Source organism: Caulobacter zeae, from assembly GCF_002858925.1.
Lineage (GTDB): Bacteria > Pseudomonadota > Alphaproteobacteria > Caulobacterales > Caulobacteraceae > Caulobacter > Caulobacter zeae.
Genome location: NZ_PJRS01000018.1, coordinates 246,402 through 268,100 on the forward strand (window position 1 = coordinate 246,402; position 21,699 = coordinate 268,100).

The 21,699-nt window shown below is 68.1% G+C and carries 24 protein-coding genes; 15 read left to right on the top strand and 9 right to left on the bottom strand.

Annotated features, from left to right (window positions below; genetic code table 11):
• The first annotated feature begins 45 nt into the window (after positions 1–45).
• The 5 genes from SGCZBJ_RS10235 (at position 46) to hflX (ending at position 6,289) form a co-directional block, all read left to right on the top strand.
• On the top strand, positions 46–2,289 hold the full coding sequence (locus SGCZBJ_RS10235; protein WP_101717892.1) for a sensor histidine kinase NtrY-like: 2,244 nt from the start codon (positions 46–48) through the stop codon (positions 2,287–2,289).
• Positions 2,286–3,674: a nitrogen assimilation response regulator NtrX gene (gene ntrX, locus SGCZBJ_RS10240; RefSeq protein ID WP_101717893.1), complete on the top strand. Its 1,389-nt coding sequence runs from the start codon at positions 2,286–2,288 to the stop codon at positions 3,672–3,674. The genes SGCZBJ_RS10235 and ntrX overlap by 4 nt, the downstream gene beginning before the upstream one ends.
• A gap of 8 nt (positions 3,675–3,682) precedes the next feature.
• A complete protein-coding gene (locus tag SGCZBJ_RS10245; RefSeq protein ID WP_101717894.1) occupies positions 3,683–4,546 on the top strand; it encodes a D-amino-acid transaminase in 864 nt (287 codons plus the stop codon).
• Positions 4,547–4,674: 128 nt separating this feature from the next.
• Positions 4,675–4,923 (top strand): RNA chaperone Hfq, encoded by a 249-nt coding sequence (gene hfq / locus SGCZBJ_RS10250; RefSeq protein WP_058348899.1) that lies wholly within the window; start codon positions 4,675–4,677, stop codon positions 4,921–4,923.
• A gap of 13 nt (positions 4,924–4,936) precedes the next feature.
• Positions 4,937–6,289: a GTPase HflX gene (gene hflX, locus SGCZBJ_RS10255; protein ID WP_101717895.1), complete on the top strand. Its 1,353-nt coding sequence runs from the start codon at positions 4,937–4,939 to the stop codon at positions 6,287–6,289.
• A gap of 29 nt (positions 6,290–6,318) precedes the next feature.
• Here hflX and SGCZBJ_RS10260 read toward each other — a convergent pair whose 3' ends face one another.
• A complete protein-coding gene (locus SGCZBJ_RS10260) occupies positions 6,319–7,599 on the bottom strand; it encodes an NAD(P)/FAD-dependent oxidoreductase (protein WP_101717896.1) in 1,281 nt (426 codons plus the stop codon).
• Between the two features lie 153 nt (positions 7,600–7,752).
• The gene (locus tag SGCZBJ_RS10265) at positions 7,753–8,406 is read right to left on the bottom strand and encodes an alpha/beta hydrolase (RefSeq protein ID WP_101717897.1); all 654 of its coding nucleotides are present in this window, start codon (positions 8,404–8,406) and stop codon (positions 7,753–7,755) included.
• Positions 8,407–8,601: 195 nt separating this feature from the next.
• Between SGCZBJ_RS10265 and SGCZBJ_RS10270 the strand changes: the two genes are divergently transcribed.
• The 8 genes from SGCZBJ_RS10270 to SGCZBJ_RS10305 are packed head-to-tail and all read left to right on the top strand — an operon-like array spanning position 8,602 to position 15,560.
• Positions 8,602–9,054, top strand: coding sequence for an Rrf2 family transcriptional regulator (locus tag SGCZBJ_RS10270; RefSeq protein WP_101717898.1), 453 nt, complete (start codon positions 8,602–8,604; stop codon positions 9,052–9,054).
• Entirely contained in the window at positions 9,051–10,199 is a 1,149-nt protein-coding gene (locus tag SGCZBJ_RS10275; protein WP_101717899.1) for a cysteine desulfurase family protein, read from the top strand. Before SGCZBJ_RS10270 ends, SGCZBJ_RS10275 begins: the two co-directional genes overlap by 4 nt.
• Positions 10,199–11,668: a Fe-S cluster assembly protein SufB gene (gene sufB / locus SGCZBJ_RS10280; RefSeq protein ID WP_101717900.1), complete on the top strand. Its 1,470-nt coding sequence runs from the start codon at positions 10,199–10,201 to the stop codon at positions 11,666–11,668. The genes SGCZBJ_RS10275 and sufB overlap by 1 nt, the downstream gene beginning before the upstream one ends.
• The gene (sufC, locus tag SGCZBJ_RS10285; RefSeq protein WP_101711973.1) at positions 11,669–12,418 is read left to right on the top strand and encodes a Fe-S cluster assembly ATPase SufC; all 750 of its coding nucleotides are present in this window, start codon (positions 11,669–11,671) and stop codon (positions 12,416–12,418) included.
• Positions 12,415–13,581 (top strand): Fe-S cluster assembly protein SufD, encoded by a 1,167-nt coding sequence (gene sufD, locus SGCZBJ_RS10290; protein WP_240621466.1) that lies wholly within the window; start codon positions 12,415–12,417, stop codon positions 13,579–13,581. The genes sufC and sufD overlap by 4 nt, the downstream gene beginning before the upstream one ends.
• Positions 13,578–14,798 (top strand): aminotransferase class V-fold PLP-dependent enzyme, encoded by a 1,221-nt coding sequence (locus SGCZBJ_RS10295; RefSeq protein ID WP_101717901.1) that lies wholly within the window; start codon positions 13,578–13,580, stop codon positions 14,796–14,798. Before sufD ends, SGCZBJ_RS10295 begins: the two co-directional genes overlap by 4 nt.
• A 4-nt stretch (positions 14,799–14,802) precedes the next feature.
• The gene (locus tag SGCZBJ_RS10300; protein ID WP_101717902.1) at positions 14,803–15,153 is read left to right on the top strand and encodes an SUF system Fe-S cluster assembly protein; all 351 of its coding nucleotides are present in this window, start codon (positions 14,803–14,805) and stop codon (positions 15,151–15,153) included.
• 14 nt (positions 15,154–15,167) lie between these two features.
• Complete coding sequence (locus SGCZBJ_RS10305) at positions 15,168–15,560, top strand: HesB/IscA family protein (protein WP_101717903.1); 393 nt, start codon at positions 15,168–15,170, stop codon at positions 15,558–15,560.
• Here SGCZBJ_RS10305 and SGCZBJ_RS10310 read toward each other — a convergent pair.
• From SGCZBJ_RS10310 to SGCZBJ_RS10320, 4 genes are all read right to left on the bottom strand, one after another.
• Positions 15,526–16,068: a CDP-alcohol phosphatidyltransferase family protein gene (locus tag SGCZBJ_RS10310; RefSeq protein WP_165799293.1), complete on the bottom strand. Its 543-nt coding sequence runs from the start codon at positions 16,066–16,068 to the stop codon at positions 15,526–15,528. The genes SGCZBJ_RS10305 and SGCZBJ_RS10310 overlap by 35 nt on opposite strands.
• Before the next feature lie 11 nt (positions 16,069–16,079).
• A complete protein-coding gene (locus tag SGCZBJ_RS26370; RefSeq protein ID WP_276308945.1) occupies positions 16,080–16,214 on the bottom strand; it encodes a hypothetical protein in 135 nt (44 codons plus the stop codon).
• A 168-nt stretch (positions 16,215–16,382) separates the two neighbouring features.
• Positions 16,383–17,165, bottom strand: a complete 783-nt coding sequence (locus tag SGCZBJ_RS10315) for a lysophospholipid acyltransferase family protein (RefSeq protein WP_101717905.1) — start codon at positions 17,163–17,165, stop codon at positions 16,383–16,385.
• A 35-nt stretch (positions 17,166–17,200) separates the two neighbouring features.
• Positions 17,201–17,761 (bottom strand): TetR/AcrR family transcriptional regulator, encoded by a 561-nt coding sequence (locus SGCZBJ_RS10320; protein ID WP_101717906.1) that lies wholly within the window; start codon positions 17,759–17,761, stop codon positions 17,201–17,203.
• 96 nt (positions 17,762–17,857) lie between these two features.
• Between SGCZBJ_RS10320 and SGCZBJ_RS10325 the strand changes: the two genes are divergently transcribed.
• Positions 17,858–18,832, top strand: a complete 975-nt coding sequence (locus SGCZBJ_RS10325; RefSeq protein WP_101717907.1) for a glycosyltransferase family 9 protein — start codon at positions 17,858–17,860, stop codon at positions 18,830–18,832.
• Positions 18,833–19,219, top strand: a complete 387-nt coding sequence (locus SGCZBJ_RS10330) for a DUF6165 family protein (protein WP_101717908.1) — start codon at positions 18,833–18,835, stop codon at positions 19,217–19,219.
• Positions 19,220–19,303: 84 nt separating this feature from the next.
• Here SGCZBJ_RS10330 and SGCZBJ_RS10335 read toward each other — a convergent pair whose 3' ends face one another.
• The 3 genes from SGCZBJ_RS10335 to SGCZBJ_RS10345 all read right to left on the bottom strand — a co-directional run bounded on the left by SGCZBJ_RS10335 (position 19,304) and on the right by SGCZBJ_RS10345 (position 21,650).
• A complete protein-coding gene (locus SGCZBJ_RS10335; RefSeq protein WP_101717909.1) occupies positions 19,304–19,630 on the bottom strand; it encodes a low molecular weight protein tyrosine phosphatase family protein in 327 nt (108 codons plus the stop codon).
• A 20-nt stretch (positions 19,631–19,650) separates the two neighbouring features.
• Positions 19,651–20,454, bottom strand: a complete 804-nt coding sequence (locus tag SGCZBJ_RS10340; protein WP_101717910.1) for an enoyl-CoA hydratase/isomerase — start codon at positions 20,452–20,454, stop codon at positions 19,651–19,653.
• Between the two features lie 134 nt (positions 20,455–20,588).
• The gene (locus tag SGCZBJ_RS10345) at positions 20,589–21,650 is read right to left on the bottom strand and encodes a GGDEF domain-containing protein (protein WP_101717936.1); all 1,062 of its coding nucleotides are present in this window, start codon (positions 21,648–21,650) and stop codon (positions 20,589–20,591) included.
• Between the last annotated feature and the right edge of the window lie 49 nt (positions 21,651–21,699).

The following is a 21,699-nucleotide window of genomic DNA, read 5'->3' on the forward strand; positions in this document are numbered from 1 at the left end:
CATCGGTGTTGAGTTTAGGGCACACCCCGCCCTAAACTCGCATCGATGAGTTCGGTCCCGTCAGTTTCGGAATCGGAAGACCGCCCGCGCCGTTTCAGTCGGTCCTGGTGGCGTGAACTCTTGAGATCACGCTACGTCCTGGGCGGCGGCTATGTGCTGGCTGCCATACTGACGGCCACGGGCGTCGGCCTGGCCTCGTCTCCGCCGACCACGGGCCCCATCGGCCCCGCCAGCACCGCCATCCTGGTGGTCCTCGGCTTCAACCTCGCCCTGATCCTGTGTGTCGCCGCCATCGTCGGCTGGCGGCTGCTCGACCTTATCGACGCCCGCTCCAGCGACGCCGGGGCGCGACTGCACCTGCGATTCGTGGGCCTGTTCTCGGTGGCGGCCGTTGCGCCGGCGGTGATCGTGGCGCTGTTCTTCGGCGTGCTGGTCAATCGCGGCGTCGACGGCTGGTTCAGCAAGCGCGTGACCACCGTCGTCGAGAACTCGGCGACCGTGGCGCGGTCCTACGTCTCCGAACAGACCAGCTACATCAGCCAACACATGGGCCCGATGGCCGCGACGCTGAACAGCGCCGCGCCGGCCATGGCCGAATCGCCGGTCGCCTTCGGCCACTTCCTGCGCACCCTGGCCGAGGACAACGGCTTCTCGTCGGCCTACATCCTCGACCGCGACGGCCGGATACTGGCCCGGGCCGAGCTGGCCGACGCCCCGCCGTTCCTGGCCCCGCCGCCGTCGAGCTTCCGCTGGACCGACACCGGCGAGATCACCTCGCAGCGCTTCGTGTCGGAGGACCTGTTTCGGGCCCTCTACAAGCTGAAGGGCTTTCCCGACGGCTACCTCTACATCGCCCGGCCGATCGACAAGGGCATCCTGGCCCACCTGATCGAGTCCGAAGAGTCGCTGATCTCCTATCGCGACGCGGCGGTGAACCGCGCCCGGATCCAGGCGATCTTCGGCCTCAGCTATGTCGAGACCGCCCTGCTGGTGCTGGTCGCGGCCGTCTGGGTCGGCATCGCCGCCGCCAACTCGATCGCCGCGCCCGTCTCTGGCCTGGTGCAGGCGGCGGGCCGGGTGTCGGCCGGAGACCTGGACGCACGCGTCGACGCCGAGGCCGGTCCAGAGGAAATCCGCGCCTTGTCCAACGCCTTCAACATGATGACGGCGGACCTTCAGACACAGCAGGCGGCGCTCAAGGACGCCAGCCTCGACGCCGAGTCGCGTCGCCAGTTCATCGAGACCGTCCTGTCGGGCGTCAGCGCCGGGGTCATCAGCCTCGACGGCGCCGGCCGTATCTCGGCCCTTAACCGGCGCGCGGGCGAGCTGCTGGCGCTGGACGAGACCGCCGAGGGCCAGGATCTGGTCGAGGCCGCGCCGGAGTTCGGCCAGGTGCTGGAGGAGATCGGCCAGGGCCGCCCCAACGCCGAGGTCGAGATCGATGTGGTGCGGGGCGGCGAGACCCTGCGCCTGCGCGTCCGGGCCGCCGGTCACGCCGCCGAGGGCCAGGTGCTGACCTTCGACGACGTGACGCGCCTGATGGCGGCCCAGCGCAACGCCGCCTGGAAGGACGTTGCCCGCCGCATCGCCCACGAGATCAAGAACCCGCTGACGCCGATCCAGCTGTCGGCCGAGCGCATCCGCCGGAAGTACCGCAAGGACATCACCGGCGACCTCGAGACCTTCGATCGCTGCACCGACACCATCATCCGCCAGGTCGGCGACATCGGCCGCATGGTCGACGAGTTCTCGGCCTTCGCCCGCATGCCCGCGCCGCGCTTCGCGCCGGCCGACCTGGCCGAACTTCTGCGTGCGGGCGTGTTCGCCCAGCGCGTGGTCGACGCCGACACCGACGTCGTTATCGACGAGCCGGGCGGCGCCGTCTGGGTCAATTGCGATGCGCGCATGGTCGGCCAGGCGCTGACCAACATCCTGAAGAACGCCGGCGAGGCGGTCGGAGCGCGGCGTCACCTGACGCCCGAACCGCGCGGCCAGATCGGTGCGACCCTGGTCTCCGACGACGAGGCGCTCTGCATCATCGTCGAGGACAACGGCGTCGGCCTGCCCGCGAAGGATCGCGACCGGCTGGCCGAGCCCTATGTGACCACCCGCGAGAAGGGCACGGGCCTCGGCCTGGCCATCGTCAAGCGGATCATGGAGGACCACGGCGGCGAGCTGGTCCTCACCGACGCGCACGGCCATGCTGGCGCGCGCGTCGTCCTGAAGTTTCCGGTGTCGGCGCGGCTCGCCGCGGCGCCGACTGCCAACGGCGTAGAGGAGATGACATGAGCGCCGACGTGCTGGTGGTCGACGACGAGGTCGACATCCGCGATCTGGTGGCGGGCATCCTGGAGGACGAAGGCTACGCCGTGCGTACGGCCGCCGACGCCGACCAGGCCCTGGCCGCTTTGCGCGCCCGCAAGCCCGCCCTGCTGGTCCTCGATATCTGGATGCAGGGCGGGGGCATGGACGGGCTGGAGCTGCTCGACATGGTCAAGACGCTCGACGCCGACCTGCCGGTGATCATGATCTCGGGCCACGGCAACATCGAGACGGCCGTCAGCGCCATCAAGCGCGGCGCCTACGAGTTCCTGGAGAAGCCGTTCAAGTCCGACCGGCTGCTGCTGGTGGTCGAGCGCGCGCTTGAGGCGGCCAACCTCAAGCGCGAGAACCGCCGCCTGCGGGCCCAGAGCTTCGCCTCCGACGGCCTGATGGGCAAGTCGCAGGCCGCCCAGGCCCTGCGCCAGATGATCGCCAAGGTGGCTCCGGCCAACAGCCGCGTGCTGGTCGCGGGTCCGCCCGGCTCGGGCAAGGAACTGGTCGCGCGCCTGATCCACAGCGCCAGCGCCCGCACCCGCGCCGAGTTCGTGGCCGTCAGCTCGGCCGGCATGGCCCCCGAGCGCCTCGATGTCGAGCTGTTCGGCGAGGAAGGCGAGGGCGGTCGCCCGCGCAAGATCGGCGTGTTCGAGCGCGCACACGGCGGCACCCTCTATCTCGACGAAGTGGCCGACATGCCGCGCGAGACCCAGAGCCGCATCCTGCGGGTGCTGGTCGAGCAACGCTTCCGCCGCGTGGGCGGGGACAGCGACGTGCAGGTCGACGTACGGGTGATCTCGTCCACGTCGCGCGACCTGCGCGAGGAGATCGCCGCCGGACGCTTCCGCGAGGACCTGTTCCATCGCCTCAACGTGGTGCCCGTGCGCGTGCCCGGCCTGGCCGAGCGGCGCGAGGATATCCCGGAACTGATCAGCTACTTCATTGAGCGGATCAGCGAGGCCACCGGCATGCAGCGCCGTCGCCTGGGCGAGGACGCCCTGGCGACGCTTCAGGTCCAGGCCTGGCCGGGCAACGTCCGCCAACTGCGCAACAACGTCGAGCGGATGCTGATCCTCGCCGCCGGCGAGCCCGGCGACCTGATCACCGCCGAGATGCTGAACGCCTCCGAGCAGCCCGCCAGCGGCGGCTCGGGCGCGATCGGCGCCGAGCGGATCATCGCACTGCCGCTGCGCGAGGCCCGCGAACTGTTCGAGCGCGAGTATCTCAACGCCCAGATCCTGCGGTTCGGCGGCAATATCTCGCGCACGGCCAACTTCATCGGCATGGAGCGCTCGGCCCTGCACCGCAAGCTGAAGTCCCTGGGCGTGGCCGGCGGCCGCGGCGAGGAAGAAGAGTAAGGACCCCGATGTCGCGTTTCGCTTACGTCAACGGCCGCTTCGTGCGTCACGGTCAGGCCGCCGTGCACATCGAGGACCGCGGCTACCAACTGGCCGACGGGGTCTACGAGGTTTGGGCCGTGTTCGACGGCAAGCTGGCCGACGCGCAAGGTCACTTCGCCCGTCTGTGGCGAAGCCTGGACGAACTGCGCATCGCCCACCCGATGAGCGAGGCGGCCCTGACCGTCGTGCTGCGTGAAGCCATCCGTCGCAACCACGTGCGCGAAGGCCTCGTCTATTTGCAGGTCAGCCGGGGCGTGGCCAAGCGCGACCACGCCTTCCCCAATCCGGCCGTGCCGCCGGCGGTCGTCATCACCGCGCGCTCGGTTGATCGCGCCGCCATCGAGGCCAAGGCGGCCAAGGGCTCGGCCGTGATCACCGTGCCGGAGAACCGCTGGGGCCGCTGCGACATCAAGACCATCGGCCTGCTGCCCAACGCGCTGGCCAAGCAGGCCGCCCGCGAGCGCGGCGCCATCGAGGCCTGGTTCGTCGACGACCTGGGCCTGGTGACCGAAGGCGCCTCGTCCAACGCCTGGATCGTCGACGCCGAGGGCCGCCTGCGCACCCGCGACACCCAGGCCAACATCCTGCGCGGCGTCACCCGCCTGACGCTGCTGGACGTGATCGCCGAGGCCGGCCTGCCGGTCGCCGAGCAGCCATTCACGGTCGAAGAAGCCAAGAGCGCCAAGGAAGCCTTCATCACCGGCGCCGGCAGCCTGGTGACCCCGATCACCAGCATCGACGGCGTCAAGATCGGCGATGGCGTCGTGGGACCGGTGGCGAGCCGCCTGCGGGCTCTCTATATCGAGCGGGCGCGCGCGGGAGCGATCTAGGATCGCTCGCCGCTGCGCGTGCATTTTCTCGCCGGAAAGTCATATCAAACGGCGAAAAATGCTCTAGCATGAGCTTGTTTGTGTGGAGGGCGTTCTGCCTTCCGATTTCAACGAGAGGGGAATCCCCAATGTCCGCCGACAAGAAACAGAATCTTCAGGACACCTTCCTGAACAGCGTGCGCAAGTCCAAGACGCCGCTCACTATCTTCCTGGTCAACGGCGTCAAGCTGCAGGGCGTGGTCAGCTGGTTCGACAACTTCTGCGTTCTGCTGCGCCGCGACGGCCAGTCTCAACTGGTCTACAAGCACGCCATCTCGACGATCATGCCGGCTCAGCCCGTTCAGCTGTACGAGCCGAGCGCCGATCAAGACGACTAAGTCCAAGGCTCTTTTGTCAAAATCTACTTCTAAGTCCCCCGATGGACTTATCGATCACGCCGACCCGATCCTTCGGGCCTTCGTGATCCATCCGGTGCGGCCTGCTCGCGGGCAGGCCGCTCTGGAGGCGCGCGATCCCAAGGCGCGCCTCGAAGAGGCCGTCGGCCTCGCCATCGCCCTTGATCTCGACGTCGTCGAAACGGCCATAGCGCCGCTGCGCGCCGTCACGCCCGCGACCCTGTTCGGCAGCGGCAAGATCCAGGAGTTCAAGGTCATCTGCGAGGTCGAGGAAATCGACGTCGCCGTGTTCGACGACCAGCTCACCCCCGTCCAGCAGCGCAATCTCGAGCGCGGCCTGGGCGTCAAGGTGGTCGACCGCACCGGCCTGATCCTCGAGATCTTCGCCCGCCGCGCCCGCACCCGCGAAGGCAAGCTGCAGGTCGAGCTGGCCAGGCTCGACTACGAGCGCTCGCGCCTCGTGCGCACCTGGACCCACCTTGAGCGCCAGCGGGGCGGCACCGGCTCGACCGGCGGCCCCGGTGAAACCCAGATCGAGCTCGACCGGCGCCTGATCGCCGGCACGATCGGCAAGCTCAAGCGCGAACTGGAGGAAGTGCGGCGCACCCGCACCCTGCACCGCAGCGCCCGCAAGAAGGTCCCGTACCCGACGGTGGCGCTGGTGGGCTACACCAACGCCGGCAAGTCGACGCTGTTCAACCGCCTGACCAACGCCGAGGTCGTAGCCCAGGACATGCTGTTCGCCACGCTCGACCCGACGCTGCGGACGGTGAAGCTGCCTGACGGCCGCCCGGCCATCCTGTCCGACACTGTGGGCTTCATCTCCGACCTGCCCCACGAGCTGGTCGAGGCCTTCCGCGCCACCCTCGAGGAGGTGCAGGAGGCCGATGTGGTGCTGCACGTCCGTGACGTGGCCAATCCCGACACCGACGCCCAGGCGCGCGACGTCCAGGCGGTGCTGTCGGAGCTGAAGGTCACCGCCGACGACGGCAAGACCGTGGTCGAGGTCTGGAACAAGATCGACCTGGTCGAGGGCGAGGAGCGCGAGATCCTCGAAGGCCGCGCCAAGCGGTCCGACGCCTCGCCGGTCTCCGCCGTGACCGGCGAGGGCTGCGCCGAACTGCTCAAGCGGGTCGGCGGCCTGATCGACGACACTCCGCCGATGGCCCTGCGCCTTGGCCCCGCCGACGGCGAGGCTCTGGCCTGGATCTATCGCAACGGCCGCGTCGTCGAGCGCGAGGACATGGAGGACGGCGAGGTTCGCCTCGTCGCCCGCATGGATCCGCAGGCCCTGGGCCGTTTCGAGCGTCAGTTTCCCACTGTCTGGGTGATGCCGATCGGCGAATGAGCTGTCCCTCTCCCTCTGTGGGAGAGGGGCTAATGCAGCTTCAACCGCCCCGCCACCCGCTGCTGCAGCAGTCGGGCCAACGCCAAGGTGATGGTCTTGCCGACGCCGAGGATGGCCTTGTGGTGGGCCAGGTGCAGCGAGACGTAGAACCACTTGGCCACCAAGCCTTCGATGAAGAAGTTGGGACCGCCGAGGCCGCCCATCAACGCGCCGACGCCCTTGTTCTCGCCCAGCGACACTAGAGAGCCGAAGTCCTTGTAGACATAGGGCTCCTCCACCCGCGCCTGGCGCAGGCGGGCCAGCAGCACCTTGGCCAGGTAGCTGGCCTGCTGGTGGGCGGCCTGGGCGCGGGCGGGAACCAGCTTGCCGTCCTTCCACGGGCAGGCGGCGCAGTCGCCCAGGGCCCAGATGCCCGGCGCCGAGGTTTCCAGGTGGTCGTCGACCACGAACTGGTTGAGACGATTGGTCTCCAGGCCCAGCTCGACATTGCTGTCGGCCGCCTTCACGCCCGCGGCCCAGACGATCAGGTCGGCGGGAACGTCGCCGACGCTGGTCTCCAGCCGCTCGGGGTGCACGGCGATGACCTTGGCGCCGGTGCGCACGCGCACGCCCTTGCGCTCCAGGGCCACGGTCGCCTGTGCCGAGGTCTTTTCGGGCAGCCCGCCGAGGATGCGCGGAGCGGCCTCGACGATGGTGATGTCGAGACGAAAGCGCTGCTCGACGCCCAGGCTTTCCAGGAGTTCGCGATGGGCCTCCAGCAGTTCGGCCGACAGCTCCACGCCCGTGGCCCCGCCGCCGACGATGGCCACGCCCATGGTGCGCTCGGGCGCGAACGAGGCCTTCATGAAGGCGGCCAGCAGGCGGGTGTGGAAGGCCTCGGCGTCCTCCGTGCGCTCCAGCAGGTGGGCGGTCTCGGCGCCCGGCGTGCCGAACAGGTTTGAGCCGCTGCCGAGGGCGATCACGCCCCAGGTGAAGGTGATCGAGCGCTCGGGCACGAGCACCGCGCCGTCCTTGGTGGTGATGGCCTTCAGCGTCAGCCGCTTGGCGACGGGATCCAGGCCCGACAGTTCGCCCAGGTGAAAGCTGAAGTGATTGGCGCGACCAAGGATCGGGTAGGAGAGGCCCTCCTGGTGAACGTCGAGCGTGCCGGCGGCCACTTCGTGCAGGCTGGGCTTCCAGATGTGGAAGCCGGACCGGTCGATCAGCAGGATCCGCTCCTTGCCGGCGCGACGGCCGAGCTTGCGGCCCAGTTGCGCGGCGAGTTCCAGTCCGCCCGCGCCGCCGCCGACGATCACGATGTCGTAGTGCATGGCCGGCGATCTCCGCTGATAGCGATACCTGCGGTCTTAGAACTTTGCGGCGAGGCTGTCTCGCAGTCGCGAAGGATAGGCTCCGCCCGGAAAACAAAAAGCCCGCCCTCGTCGCCGAGAGCGGGCTCTTCGGAGCCGGGAGGGCGCCGCCCCCTACGGGATCGGGTTGGCTTCCAGGCGCTTGTCGATGTAGCCGCCGACCGTCTGCTCCACGAAGGGCAGGTGCTCGGCCCAGAAGTGGGTGGCCTTGTCGATGACTTCGTAGTCGATGACGATGCCTTTCTGGGTGCGCAGCTTGGAGACCACGCGCTCGACCTCTACGGGCGGCACGACGGTGTCGGCGCCGCCGGTCAGGATCAGGCCCGAGGCCGGGCAGGGGGCCAGGAAGCTGAAGTCGTACATGTTGGTCGGCGGCGACACCGAGATGAAGCCGTCCGTCTCGGGGCGACGCATCAGCAGTTGCATGCCGATATAGGCGCCGAAGCTGTAGCCGGCGACCCAGGTCTGGGCGGCGGCCGGGTTGTTGGCCTGCAACCAGTCCAGGGCCGTGGCCGCGTCGGCCAGTTCACCGATGCCGCTGTCGAACTCGCCCTGGCTGCGGCCGACGCCGCGGAAGTTGAAGCGCAGGGTCGCGAAACCGCGCTTCATGAACAGGTGGTACAGCTGCACCGACACCGGGTGATTCATGTGGCCGCCGGCCTTGGGGTGCGGGTGCAGGATCAGCGCGATGGGCGCATTGTCGGTCTTGCCCGGCGAATAGCGACCTTCGATACGGCCCGCGGCGCCAGTCAAAATAACGTCAGGCATTCAGATCCCCGTCACGAGTTGGGGCGTCGGGGGCCGCACCATTCGCCGCGAAGGGCGCATGGAATACTTGACCGCCGCGCTTGGTCTTCTTACATCCGCATCGCGCGAAGCGCCCTTGCCGGGCGCGGCGCGAAGTCGCGGCTTGTAGCATACGCAAAGGCCGTTGCGCGGGGAATCTGCAAGGGAGAGCGCGCGATGCGCCTGAGCACGAAGGGACGTTACGCCGTGATGGCCATGACCGACCTCGCCCGTAAGCAGGACGAGGCGGAAGGTCGCGCGGTGGCGCTGGCCGAGATCGCCGCCCGCCAGCAGATCTCGCTTTCCTATCTCGAACAGCTTTTCGCCCGCCTGCGCCGCAAGGGCCTGGTGGTCAGCGCCCGCGGCCCGGGCGGCGGCTACCGGCTGGCGGCCGAAGCCCGCGCCACCCGCATCTCCGACATCGTCATGGCCGTGGACGAGCCGTTGCGCGCAACGCGCTGCGGTGTCGGCAAGAACGGCCACAAGGGCTGCATGGCCGGCGGCGCCAAGTGCCTGACCCACGACCTCTGGGAGGAAATGGGCCGGCAGATCCATTCGTACCTGGCCTCGGTGACCATCGCCGACGTGCTGGAAGGGCGCCTGCGGCCGGAGGCGAAGGTCGCGGCGTGACCAGCAAGCCCGCCATCTATCTGGACTACAACGCCACCGCCCCGATCCGCCCCGAGGCGCGTGAAGCGGTGCTGCGCGCCTTCGAACTGGCCGGCAATCCGAGCTCGGTGCATGCGTCCGGCCGCGCCGCCCGCGACGTGGTCGAGACCGCCCGTAAACAGGTGGGCGAACTGGTCGGCGTGGTCGCCGGCTCGGTAACCTTCGTCAGCGGCGGCACCGAAGCCAACGCCCTGGCCATCGAAAGCGCCGTCGCCTCGGGCGTGAAGCGCCTGGTGGTCAGCGCCATCGAGCACGACGCCGTGATCGAGACGGCCGCCGCCAGCGGCGTCTCGGTCGCGGTGCTGCCGGTCGACGAACACGGCGTGGCCGACCTTTCCAAGCTTTCCGACCTGCTGGCGGGCGAGGGGCGGACGCTGGTCTGCCTGATGTTGGCCAACAACGAGACGGGCGTCATCCAGCCGGTGGCGCAGGCTTCGGCGATCGTGCGCGCGGCCGATGGCCTGCTGCATGTCGACGCCGTGCAGGCGGCCGGCAAGATCGCCATCGACTTCTCCGCCCTCGGCGCCGACACCCTGGCGCTGTCGGCCCACAAGATCGGCGGCCCCCAGGGCGTCGGCGCCCTGGTCGCCGGCACGCGGGCCAATGTGGTGCGTCGCCAGCATGGCGGCGGCCAGGAGCGTGGTCGCCGTGCGGGCACAGAGAATGTCGCGGGCATCGCCGGCTTCGGCGCGGCCGCGGTCGCCGCCCTGCGGGACTTGCCCCAGGCGGCCGATCAGGGCATTTGGCGCGACGCCTTGGCCCAGCGGGTCAAGGACGCTGGCGGCGTGGTGCTCGGGGAGGGCCCAGAAAGCGGCCTTGGGCGCCTGCCTCAAACTCTCTGCTTGGCCGCCAAGGGCTTCGCCTCGCAGGTCCAGGTCATGAACCTGGATCTCGCCGGGGTGATGGTCAGCGCCGGCAGCGCCTGCTCGTCGGGCAAGGTCAAGGCCAGTCGCGTGGTCGAGGCCATGGGCCGTTCCGATCTCGCCCCCTTCGCGCTGCGCGTCAGCGGCGGCTGGGCGAGCACGGAAGCGGATTGGATTGTGTGCGGCGACGCCTGGCTCGCCGCCTGGAAGCGTATCGGCGCACGACGCCGGGAGGTGGCTTGATGGCCGCGGTCAAGGAAACGATCGACACTGTCGCAGCGCTCGAAAAGTACGAGCACGGCTTTACGACCGACATCGACCAGGAGTTCGCCCCCAAGGGCCTCTCCGAGGACATCGTACGCTTCATCTCGGCCAAGAAGGACGAGCCGGAGTGGATGCTGGAATGGCGTCTGGAGGCCTATCGCCGTTGGCTCGAGCTGGAAGAGCCTGACTGGGCAAAGGTCAGCTATCCCAAGATCGACTACCAGGACACCTACTACTACGCCGCGCCGAAGACCAAGGAAGGGCCCAAGAGCCTGGACGAGGTCGATCCCGAGCTGCTGGCCGTCTACGAGAAGCTGGGCATCCCCTTGAAGGAGCAGGCCGTGCTGGCCGGCGTCGAGGGCGCGCCGCGCTACGCCGTGGATGCGGTGTTCGACTCCGTCTCGGTCGTCACGACCTTCAAGAAAGAGCTGGCCCAGGCCGGCGTCATCTTCTGCTCGATGAGCGAGGCGATCCGCGAGCATCCGAAACTGGTGCGGCAGTACCTGGGCAGCGTGGTGCCGACTTCGGACAACTATTTCGCCTGCCTCAACAGCGCGGTGTTCTCGGACGGCTCGTTCGTCTACGTGCCGCCGGGCGTGCGCTGCCCGATGGAGCTGTCGACCTATTTCCGGATCAACGCTAAGGATTCCGGCCAGTTCGAGCGCACCCTGATCATCGCCGACAAGGGCGCCTACGTCTCGTACCTGGAGGGCTGCACGGCCCCGATGCGCGACGAGAACCAGCTGCACGCGGCCGTGGTCGAGCTCGTCCTGCTGGACGACGCCGAGATCAAGTACTCGACCGTCCAAAACTGGTATCCGGGCGATCCGGAAACGGGGAAGGGCGGCATCTACAACTTCGTGACCAAGCGCGCCGACTGCCGCGGGGATCGTTCGAAGGTGTCGTGGACCCAGGTCGAGACCGGCTCGGCCATCACCTGGAAGTACCCGTCCTGCGTGCTGCGTGGGGAGGGCTCGTCGGGCGAGTTCTACTCGATCGCCGTCACCAACGGTCATCAGCAGGCCGACACCGGCACCAAGATGATCCACCTGGGCGCCAACACCAAGTCGCGGATCGTCGCCAAGGGCATCAGCGCGGGCAAGTCGACCAGCACCTATCGCGGCCTGGTCTCGGCCCACCCCAAGGCCAAGGGCGCGCGCAACTTCACCCAGTGCGACAGCCTGCTGATCGGCAAGACCTGCGCCGCCCACACCGTGCCCTACATCGAGGCCCGCAACGGCCAGTCGGTGTTCGAGCACGAGGCCACCACGACGCGCCTGTCGGACGACCAGCTGTTCTACTGCCAGCAGCGCGGGCTTTCGCAGGAAGAGGCCGTGGCCCTGCTGGTCAACGGCTTCGTCCGCGACGTGCTGCAACAACTGCCCATGGAGTTCGCCGTCGAGGCCCAGAAGCTCGTGGCGATTTCTCTCGAAGGATCCGTCGGTTAAATGCTTTCGATCAATAATCTCCACGCCCGCGTCGAAGACAAGCCGATCCTGAAGGGCGTCACGCTCGAGGTGCCGGCCGGCGAAGTGCACGCCATCATGGGTCCGAACGGCGCCGGCAAGTCGACGCTGTCCTATGTGCTGAGCGGTCGCGGCGGCTATGAAGTGACCGAAGGTTCGGCCAGCCTGAACGGCGAGGACCTGCTGGAGTTGGAGCCCAACGAGCGGGCCGCCAAGGGCGTGTTCCTGTCGTTCCAGTATCCACTGGAAATCCCGGGCGTGCCGGCCCTGACCTTCATCCGCACCGCCGTGAACGCCCAGCGCCGCGCCCGCGGCGAGGACGAGATCGCCGCCCCGGCCTTCCTGAAGCTGGCCAAGGAAAAGGCCGCGTCGCTGAAGATCGACTTCGAGATGCTCAAGCGAGGCCTGAACGTCGGCTTCTCGGGCGGCGAGAAGAAGCGGATGGAGATCTTCCAGATGGCTATGCTGTCGCCGAAGTTCCTGATCCTCGACGAGACGGACTCGGGCCTCGACATCGACGCCCTGAAGATCGTGTCGGAAGGCGTCAACGCCCTGCGCAGCCCTGAGCGCGGCATGCTGGTGATCACCCACTACCAGCGCCTGCTCGACTACATCAAACCCGACCGCGTGCACGTGCTGGCCGCCGGCCGGATCGTCGCCTCGGGCGGCCCGGAACTGGCCCTGCAGCTGGAAGCCGAAGGCTACGACAAGTACGTCGGGGCCGCCGCGTGAGCCTTTCGACCGCCATCGAGAACAGCGACCTGCCGTCGCGCCGTCACGAAGACTGGCGCTGGACCGACCTGCGCGGCCTGATCCGGACCGTGCCGCCGGTCTCGCCGGTGTTCTTCGACGTGATCAAGTCCAGCGGCCCGTTCGAAGGGCAGGCGAACGCCGAACTGATCATCGCCAACGGACGCCAGAACTGGTGGCCGGGCAAAGACGCCGAGACCGTCGAGTTCTTCGAGCATGACGCGCCGGACAATCCTTATGACCGCGCGAGCCTGCCGATGGCGGCGATCGCCGCGGATCATGCGATCGAGCCGCGGGCGTCGATCATCCAGTTCAACGGCGACGACGCGGCGAGCGTGCGCTTCGTGTCGGCCACCGACGGCACATCCCACCATGCTCGTCTCGGCGTCGTGGTGAAGGCCGGCGTGTCGGCCGTGCTGCTCGAAAGCCATGAGGGGCGGGGTGACCGCTACCTGGCCAACACCCTGATCGAGATCTTCCTCGAAGAGGGCGCCAAGCTGGAGCGCATCGTGCTGGCCGACGACGCGGCGGAAGCCGTCGCCGTGACGACGGCGATCGTCAAGGTCGCCGCCGGCGCGACCTTCAACCAGACCGTCCTGACCGGCGGCGCGCGTCGCCAGCGGATCGAGACCCACGTCGCCCATCCCGGCGCCCACGCCCAGGTGCGACTGGACGGGATCTACCTGCTGAACGCCCAGCGCCACGCCGACCAGACCACCGTGGTCACCCATGGCGGCGTCGACGGCGTCACCACCCAGCTGACCAAGGGCATGGTCGCCGACCAGGCCCGCGGCGTGTTCCAGGGCCGCATCATCGTCGCCGAAGGCGCCGACCAGACCGACGCGCGCATGGGCCACCACGCCCTGATCCTGTCGGACAGGGCCGAGATCGACGCCAAGCCGGAACTGCTGATCTTCGCCGACGACGTCTCGTGCGCCCACGGCAACACCATCGGCGCCCTGGACGAGGAAGCGGTGTTCTACGCCCGCCAGCGCGGCATTCCCGAGCTGGAGGCCCGCGCCATGCTCACCCAGGCCTTCGTGGGCGAGGTGGTCGAGCGCATCGAGCACGACGGCGCCCGCGAGATCGCCGCCGCCTGGGTCGCCAAGCAGTTGGGACGCTCAGAAGAAGGTGGGGCCGAATGAGCGTGACCTTCGACCTCGACGCGATCCGCGCCCAGTTCCCGATCCTGTCGCGCACGGTGCACGGCAAGCCGCTGATCTATCTGGACAGCGCCGCCAGCGCCCAGAAGCCCGACTCGGTGCTGGACGCCATGACGGGCCTGGCCCGCACGTCGTACGCCAACGTCCATCGCGGCCTGCACACGCTGGCCAACGAAACGACAGAAGCCTATGAAAAGGCTCGCGAAACCATCGCAGCCTTCATCAACGCCGACGTCAACGAGATCGTCTACACCAAGAGCGCCACCGAGGCGGTGAACTTGGTGGCCGACACCTTTGGGCGGTCCTTGAGGGCCGGCGACGAGATCGTGCTCTCGGAGATGGAGCACCACGCCAACATCGTGCCGTGGCACTTCCTGCGCGAACGCTACGGCGTCGTCCTGAAGTTCGTGCCCGTGCTCGACGATGGCCGTCTCGACATGGAGGCCTATGCGGGCCTGCTGTCGGAGAAGACCAAGATGGTCGCCGTCACCCACATGTCGAACGTGCTGGGCACGGTCAACGACGTGGCCACGATCGTGCGCTTGGCTCACGACGCCGGCGCGCCGGTGCTGCTCGACGGCTGCCAGGGCATCGTCCACACCAAGGTGGACGTGAAGGCGCTGGACGTCGATTTCTACGTCTTCAGCGGCCACAAGCTCTACGGCCCCACCGGCATCGGCGTGCTGTATGGCAAGGCCGAGCGCCTGGCGGCCCTGCCGCCGTACCAGGGCGGCGGCGAGATGATCGGTTCGGTCTCTCTGGACAAGATCACCTATGCCGACCCGCCGCACCGGTTCGAGGCCGGCACGCCGGCGATCCTGGAAGCCGTCGGCCTGGGTGCGGCCATCGAGTGGCTGAACACCATCGACCGCGACGCGGCCCTGGCTCACGAGCACGCGTTGTACGAGCGGGTGGCCCAGCGGCTGGAAGGCGTCAACGGCGTGCGGATCCTTGGCACGGCCCCGGGCAAGGGCGCGGTGATGAGCTTCGTCGTCGAGGGCGCCCACGCCCATGACGTGGCCCAGGTGCTGGACCGCTATGGCGTGGCCGTACGCGCCGGCACGCACTGCGCCGAGCCCCTGATGAAAAGGTTCGGGGTGACGTCGAGCGCTCGCGCTTCCTTCGCCCTATATAATACGCCTGCCGAGGCCGACGCGTTCGTGGACGCGCTGGACAAGGCCCGTAGCTTCTTCAGTTGAGCCGATGACCGACCAAGCCCCCGCCGCGACGGCCCTGTCCCAGGACGAGCTGAACCGCCTGACCGACCAGCTGATCGAGAAGCTGAAGACGGTGTACGACCCGGAAATCCCGGTCGACATCTACGAGCTCGGCTTGATCTACAAGGTCGACGTCAGCGACGACAAGGACGTGGCCATCGACATGACCCTGACCGCGCCGGGCTGCCCGGTGGCCGGCGACATGCCCGGCTGGGTCAAGGACGCGATCATGGAGATCGAGGGCATCCGGTCGTGCAATGTTGACCTGACGTTCGATCCGCCGTGGGACGCCTCGCGCATGAGCGACGAGGCCAAGCTGCAGCTGAACATGTTCTAAGGCAGGAGCCCGCCATGGAAGCCGCCGTCAGCCCCCGTCCGCGTCGCCCGCGTCCCAAGGTCGTCACCCTGACCGACGCCGCGGCCACGCGTGTGAAGGAAATCATGGATCGCGCCGATCAGCCGTATGCCGGTCTGCGCGTGGGCGTGAAGAACGGCGGCTGCGCGGGCCAGGAGTACGTCTTCGAATACGCCAAGGAGAAGGGCCCCATCGACGAAGTCGTCGAGGACAAGGGCGTCACCATACTGATCGAGCCGAAGGCGGTGCTGTTCCTGATCGGCACGCAGATCGACTACGAGATCACCAAGCTGTCGTCGAAGTTCGTGTTCCACAATCCGAACGAAACCGACGCCTGCGGCTGCGGCGAGAGCGTCACGATCCAGCCTGCGCCCGAGGCGTTGGATTGACCTGGAAGCTGGGCGCGGCCCGGCGCGCATAGAGCGCCATCGTCACGACCGACAGCGCCGCGCTGGCCGCCAGCATCCATAGGCCGACTGACTGCGCGCCGACCGGCGAGAGCAGGAGGCCAACGCCCAGGAAGTTCAGGGCGATCTTCGGGTGTTCGATCGGCGGGTAGTTGAAGTCCCGCCCCGGCAGCGCCTGCTGCAATCCGGCGACGACGAAGTTCCTGGCGATCAGCACCAGCGGAACGGCGATCCAGGCGCCTGTAAACGCGCCGGAGGCCATCAGCGTCCCCAGACTGACCAGGGTCAGCATCCGGTCGGCCAGCAGGTCGAACATCGCGCCGAAGGCCGAGGTCAGGCCAAGGCGCCGGGCGATCCAGCCATCGAGCACATCGGTCAGGCCAGCGCCCAGGAAGAGCGCAACAGCGACCCAGCCGGCGTCGACCATAACGGTCCAGACCAGGAAGGGCAGGGCGAGCAGGCGAAGCGCGGTCAGCAGGTTGGGCAGCATAGCCGTCTCCCTCAGAAGCAGCCGGACGAGCCTGTTGCGCAGGCCAGCACCAGCGCGGCGAAACCGGTCCAAGGCAGCAGGGCGGGCAGGGCGCTCGGCGCGGTCCACAGCACCCGCCCCTGCAGCATGAACACCGTCGCGATCATCGACAGCAGCCAAGCCAGGCGCGCGGCGTGCGACAGGGCCAGGAGAAGGGGATCGCCTTCGCCCAGATGTCTTGGGTCGATGGCCCCCGTGTCGCGGCCAGGTGGAGAGCCGCCGAAGCCAGCGCCGTCGCATAGGTCAGGCCCATGAGGACAGCGAAGCGCATCGGGTTACGCCGACAGCGGCTCGGCTTCGGCCGGCTTCTTCCTCGGCGGATCGACCAGCACCGAGGCCTTCACCGGCTGGCCGGTGGCCTCCGCGATCAGTTCGTTGGTGCGGGTCTCGACCGTGTTCTCCAGCAGCTTCATGAACTCGGCCTTCTGCAGGCCCTGGGGCAGTGCAGGCAGGAACTCCACCGTGGCGCGGCCGGGGGTCTTTTTCGCTTCCTGCTGCTTCCAGAAACAGCCGAGGTTGGTGGCTACCGGCACCACCGGCAGGCCGAAATCCTGGCTCATGTGGTAGACGCCCGTGCGGTAGCGGAAGCGCTCGCCCGGGGCGGCCAGGTGGCCTTCCGGATAGATCAGGATGCGGCGCCCCTCGGCGGCGACCTGGGCGGCGCTCTTGGACAGGGCGGCGCGGGCTTCAGGGCCGCCGCAGCTGTCGACGACGATGGCGCCGAACTTCTTGAGAATGTTGCCCAGCAGCGGGAACTTCTCCAGGTGGTCGCCGGTCACGAAGGAAAGGTTGTCGACATTGGCGAACATCACGAAGCCGTCGCCCCAGCTGTGGTGCTTGGCGGCGATGATGAAGGCCCCCTTCGGCAGGTTTTCCTGGCCCTTCAGCTCGACCTGGATGCCGGCCAAGACGCGCAGCGCCCACAGCATGCGCTTGGAATACAGCCGCAGGGCGAAGGTCACTGGGCGGCGGCCCGGCAAAAGGGCCGAGAGAGCGGCCGACAGGCCGTAGAAGATCGACAGAACCCAGTAGTAGGCGTTGAACAGCGCGCTGCGCATTGTTCGGTCCTTTGAAGGGCTTGGGCGGTTGGGGGTCAGCGGGCCTTGAGCACGGCCAGGACGGCCGCGGTCATCAGCGGAGCATGGGCCGAAAGGGCGTCGTCGCCCAGGCGCCCGTAGGCCTTGTTCTGGGCGGTCTGGGTGATCACGCCGATAGCCATGGCGGCCACGACCCGGGGATCGCCCGGCGGCAGCTCCATCTTCATCATGGCGTACTTGATGATCATCTCGACCAGGGTGACCGGATCGCGGCCGTCATCCTGGTAGTAGGGCAGGAAGTGGTGCAGTTGCAGCAGGTGGAACGAGAACAGCGTCCAGTCCTCGTCGGCGGCCGTGCAGTAGGCCTTGACCAGGGCGGCGGCCTTGGCCGCGACGCCGTGCACGGCGCCGGCCTCGGCCTCGATCAGGTCGGACAGGCGCTTGTGGGCGGCCATGAACAGGCCGATGGCGAGCTCGTCCTTGCTCTTCCAATGGCGATAGATCGCACCCTCCGAGACCTCGGCGCGGGCGGCGATCAGCTTGGTCGTGGCGCCGTCGACGCCATGGGCGGCGAAAACCTCGAGGGCGGCGCGTTCGATACGGGGCTTGGCGCTCATGCAGCCGACGTTATCGCAAATCGCACCACTTGCAAGTAAATGCTCACATACCGCCAGCGCGATTGACGCAGGCGACGGTCGCGGCCATGGACGTCCATGGTCCAGACGGTTCTGATCTATTCCATGGGCGAGGTGATCGGCGACGGCCTGATCAAGCTGCCCTTCATCGCCGGCCTGCGCGCGGCCTTTCCCGACGCGCGGATCACCTGGTGCGCGGCCAAGGGCGATACCGTCTATGACGGCCCGCTCAAGCGCGTGGTGGCCGGCTACATAGACGAAATCCTCAAGGACGGGGTCATGGGCGCTGGCGCGCTGGATGTGCTGCCATGGGTCAAGCCGTTCGGCGGCCGGACTTTCGACCTCGTCGTCGACACCCAGGAAAACCTGCGCCGTAGCCTGGTGGCGCGCCGCGCCGCCAGGGGGCGGTTCGTCTCGGCGGCCATGCAGGCCCGCAAGCCCGACTGGCCGCCGGCCGTGGTCGATCGGCTGGCGCGGCTGCTCAGCATGGCCAGTGACGGGCAGGGGGCTTTGCGCCCGCTGACCTTGACCGAGGTGGACGCTACGGCGGCCGCCGCAGCGCTTCTGCCGGACGGCCCGACCTATGTCGGCCTGGCGCCCGGCGCCGGCGGCCAGGAAAAGCGCTGGCCGCTGGAAAGCTATCTCGACCTGGCCCGCGCCCAGCAGGCGGCGGGACGCACCCCGGTGTTCTTCTTCGGTCCCGACGAGGCCGCAGACGCGACGATCGCCCGGGCGGAGGTTCCCGCCGCGCTGTTCCCGGAGGCAGACCGGACGGATGGCTTCACAGGCGTCAAGGGGCCCATCCTGGCCATCGCCCTGGCCGGACGCCTTGCCGCGGCCGTGGCCAATGACGCCGGTCCGGGCCACATGCTGGCCGCCGGTGGCGCACCTTTGCTGTCGTTGCAACTGAACCGCCGCAAGGCCGTCAAGTTCAAGCCCGCGGCCCGCCGTCTTGAGATGCTATGCGCCGAAGACTACGGAGAGGGCATGGCCGCCCTGCCGCCCGATGCGGTCAAGGCCGCCCTCGACACCCTGATCGCCGGAGCATCCTGAATGTCCATTCTCGCCCCCATCTCCGCCGGGGAACTCGTCGACAAGATCACCATCCTTCGCGTGAAGGCCGAGCGGATCGGCGACGCGGCGAAAGAGGCCAACGTCAGAAAGGAGCTGGCCCTGCTGGAAGGCATCGCCGCCGGCGCCCTGACGCCGAGCGACGAGCTGGACAGACTGACGGCCGAACTGACCGCCATCAACGCCGCCTTGTGGGACATCGAGGACGGCAAGCGCGCCTGCGAGCGCAACCAGACCTTCGGCCCCGAGTTCGTCGAGCTGGCCCGCCGCGTCTACAAGGACAACGACAAACGCGCCGCCGTGAAGCGCCAGATCAACGCCCTGACGGGGTCGGACATCGTCGAAGAAAAGAGTTACAAGCCGTACTGATTTTCCAGGAAAATCAGATCATTGTCGAAAACATATAAAGGGGCGCCGCCGGTGCGGCCGCCCCTGTTTCGTGCACTGCCCCCGTCAGCGGGGCGACGGCAGAAACGGCGGAACGCGGGCCTGGAGCAGCGCCACCAGGGCTTCGTCCATGAAGTCGTAGTCGTCGGGAATACCAAGGCATACCACCTTGACGCGAAGGTATTGGCGGTACTTCTTCGACAGCTTGTTCCGGTGCATCTTCTCCATAACGAAGATCACATCGGCCCAGGCGACGTTCTCCGGCGTCACGGGGTTCTCGGCGTCGTTGTTGAGGCCGGCCGAGTCGACCTCGATCCCCGGCCACCGCGAAAACACCTGTTCGGCGGTGGGGCTACGCAGCTTGTTCTGGCTGCAGACGAAGAGCACGTTCATCGCCGCAGTCTAGCTTGGCTTCATCGCCCCTTGAAGGCCGCCGGGCGCTTCTGCAGGAAGGCGCTGACCCCTTCGATGAAGTCCTCCGTCTTGCCGCTGGCGCGCTGGGCGTGGCGCTCGGCGTGCAGTTGCCCCACCCAGTCGGCGTCCAGGCTGCTCCAGACCAGGCGGCGGATCTCGCCGAGCGAGGCGGGCCCCTCGGCCAGGGCGCGGGCCAGCTCAAGGGCCTTGGGCATCAACTCGGCGTCGGGGACGCAGCGGTTGATCAGGCCCCAGTCCAGCGCCGTGGCGGCCGGGATCTTGTCGCCCAGCAGCATCATCTCCATGGCCCGCGCCTTGCCGACAAGGCGCGGCAGCAGGTAGGTTGAGCCGCCGTCGGGCACAAGGCCGATGCGGCGGAAAGCCTGCAGGAAATAGGCGCTGTCGGCAGCGACCACGATGTCGCCCAGCAGGGCGAGAGAGCAGCCGATGCCCGCGGCCGGGCCGTTGACGGCAGTGACGATCGGCAGCGGGAAATCGCGCAGCAGGGTGACCAGCGGATTGTAGACGCTCTCCAGCGCCGCGCCGGCGTCGGGCTTGCCGTCGGGATCCATGGGACGGCCGGCGGTCGCGCCCGCCGAAAGATTGGCGCCCGAGCAGAAGCCGCGCCCTTCGCCGGTCAGGATCACCGCCCGGGCCTCCACCTTTCCGGCGGCGATCGCGCCGAAGGCCTGGGCCAGTTCGCGGGCGACCTCGGGGCTGGCGGCGTTCAGGGTGGCGGGGTCTGACAAGGTGACGACGGCCACGCCGTCCTGGGTTTCCAGCCGGATCTTCTCGTAGGCCATCTTATCCTCCGGGCGTCTTTACGCGCCTGGACGACAGCTAGGCGCGACTGTCCCTGCGGAACGCAAGAGCCGCCGGCGCCAGAAGCGCCGACGGCTCTCTCAAACCCGGTTCTCTGGAGAAGAACGGGTATCCCTTAGGCGGCGTTGGCCGACTCGCTCTGCGTCTCGGCGGCGGTGACGCGGTTGCGGCCGCTGCGCTTCGAGGCGTAGAGGGCGGCGTCGGCGCGCTCCATGACCGAGTGGCCGGTCTCGCCCTTGCGACGCTCGGCGAAGCCCGACGACAGGGTAATCGCGCCCAAGTCCTCGTTGGTCGAGCGGCGCTTGAGCATGCGCGAGGAAACCTCGACGCGGATCTCTTCCAGCGTGGCGCCGACGATGGCGGCGGCCTCACCCGGGAAGATCATCGCAAATTCCTCGCCGCCGTAACGGGCGGCGAAACGGGGCAGGGCGGCGACGCGACCGATGACGCTGGCGACGTAGCGGATCACCTGGTCGCCGGTCTGGTGGCCCCAGGTGTCGTTGAAGCCCTTGAAGTGGTCGATGTCGAGCACGGCCAGACAGATGGCCGAACCGGCCTCGTCTGCCTCGGCGCAGGCGCGCTCGAGCTCTTCGTCGAAGGCCTTGCGGTTGGCGAGGTTGGTCAAGCCATCGGTAGTGGCGTCGCGGCGGACCTGCTCGAGATGCTCGCGCAGGCGATCGACCTCGGCGGTGGATTCGGCCAGTCGGGTTTCGAGGGCCTTGTTCTCCTTGGCGACGCGACGGGTGGCGTCGGCCAAGCTGGAGACCACGGCCTTGATGCCTTCGACGCCGGTCGGGGCGTCGAGGTCCTTGGAGACGCCCGCCAGGGTCTTGCCGAAGGCGGCGTTGGTCTTCTGGGCGTTCTGGATGGCCTTGGAGACCGACTCCAGCTCCTTGGAGAGCAGGTCGCCGGCGTCGCGGATCTGTTCGTTGAGGCGAGCCTTGGGCAGGTAGGCCGCGGCGAGTTCCTCGCTCAGCATCTCGGTGATGGGCTCGCCCATCGAGATCAGGCGGGTGATCTCGCGCGCCAGGGCGCCGTCGGGATCGGCCACATAGTGGGTCCAGAGTTCGAAGTTCAGCGCGGTCGGCCAGATCTGGTGACGTTCCATCAGATCGAGGGCCCGACGGGCGATCTTGTAGGCTTCCGGCCCGCGCAGAGTGGTCTCGACGTCCGACATCATTCATTCCCCCGCCGATCCGGGCTTCTCCCAGACCGATCGCTTGCGC

Bases quoted from the DNA above. Each gene is read 5' to 3' on its own strand.
- SGCZBJ_RS10325 (WP_101717907.1), top strand. From the start codon at position 17,858: ATGGTCCAGACGGTTCTGATCTATTCCATGGGCGAGGTGATCGGCGAC.
- SGCZBJ_RS10335 (WP_101717909.1), bottom strand. From the start codon at position 19,630: ATGAACGTGCTCTTCGTCTGCAGCCAGAACAAGCTGCGTAGCCCCACC.
- SGCZBJ_RS26370 (WP_276308945.1), bottom strand. From the start codon at position 16,214: ATGATCGCGACGGTGTTCATGCTGCAGGGGCGGGTGCTGTGGACCGCG.
- SGCZBJ_RS10340 (WP_101717910.1), bottom strand. From the start codon at position 20,454: ATGGCCTACGAGAAGATCCGGCTGGAAACCCAGGACGGCGTGGCCGTC.
- SGCZBJ_RS10270 (WP_101717898.1), top strand. From the start codon at position 8,602: ATGCGCCTGAGCACGAAGGGACGTTACGCCGTGATGGCCATGACCGAC.
- sufC (WP_101711973.1), top strand. From the start codon at position 11,669: ATGCTTTCGATCAATAATCTCCACGCCCGCGTCGAAGACAAGCCGATC.
- ntrX (WP_101717893.1), top strand. From the start codon at position 2,286: ATGAGCGCCGACGTGCTGGTGGTCGACGACGAGGTCGACATCCGCGAT.
- SGCZBJ_RS10330 (WP_101717908.1), top strand. From the start codon at position 18,833: ATGTCCATTCTCGCCCCCATCTCCGCCGGGGAACTCGTCGACAAGATC.
- hfq (WP_058348899.1), top strand. From the start codon at position 4,675: ATGTCCGCCGACAAGAAACAGAATCTTCAGGACACCTTCCTGAACAGC.
- SGCZBJ_RS10295 (WP_101717901.1), top strand. From the start codon at position 13,578: ATGAGCGTGACCTTCGACCTCGACGCGATCCGCGCCCAGTTCCCGATC.
- SGCZBJ_RS10310 (WP_165799293.1), bottom strand. From the start codon at position 16,068: ATGCTGCCCAACCTGCTGACCGCGCTTCGCCTGCTCGCCCTGCCCTTC.
- SGCZBJ_RS10305 (WP_101717903.1), top strand. From the start codon at position 15,168: ATGGAAGCCGCCGTCAGCCCCCGTCCGCGTCGCCCGCGTCCCAAGGTC.
- SGCZBJ_RS10315 (WP_101717905.1), bottom strand. From the start codon at position 17,165: ATGCGCAGCGCGCTGTTCAACGCCTACTACTGGGTTCTGTCGATCTTC.
- SGCZBJ_RS10245 (WP_101717894.1), top strand. From the start codon at position 3,683: ATGTCGCGTTTCGCTTACGTCAACGGCCGCTTCGTGCGTCACGGTCAG.
- SGCZBJ_RS10320 (WP_101717906.1), bottom strand. From the start codon at position 17,761: ATGAGCGCCAAGCCCCGTATCGAACGCGCCGCCCTCGAGGTTTTCGCC.
- SGCZBJ_RS10235 (WP_101717892.1), top strand. From the start codon at position 46: ATGAGTTCGGTCCCGTCAGTTTCGGAATCGGAAGACCGCCCGCGCCGT.
- sufB (WP_101717900.1), top strand. From the start codon at position 10,199: ATGGCCGCGGTCAAGGAAACGATCGACACTGTCGCAGCGCTCGAAAAG.
- SGCZBJ_RS10345 (WP_101717936.1), bottom strand. From the start codon at position 21,650: ATGTCGGACGTCGAGACCACTCTGCGCGGGCCGGAAGCCTACAAGATC.
- SGCZBJ_RS10300 (WP_101717902.1), top strand. From the start codon at position 14,803: ATGACCGACCAAGCCCCCGCCGCGACGGCCCTGTCCCAGGACGAGCTG.
- SGCZBJ_RS10260 (WP_101717896.1), bottom strand. From the start codon at position 7,599: ATGCACTACGACATCGTGATCGTCGGCGGCGGCGCGGGCGGACTGGAA.
- SGCZBJ_RS10265 (WP_101717897.1), bottom strand. From the start codon at position 8,406: ATGCCTGACGTTATTTTGACTGGCGCCGCGGGCCGTATCGAAGGTCGC.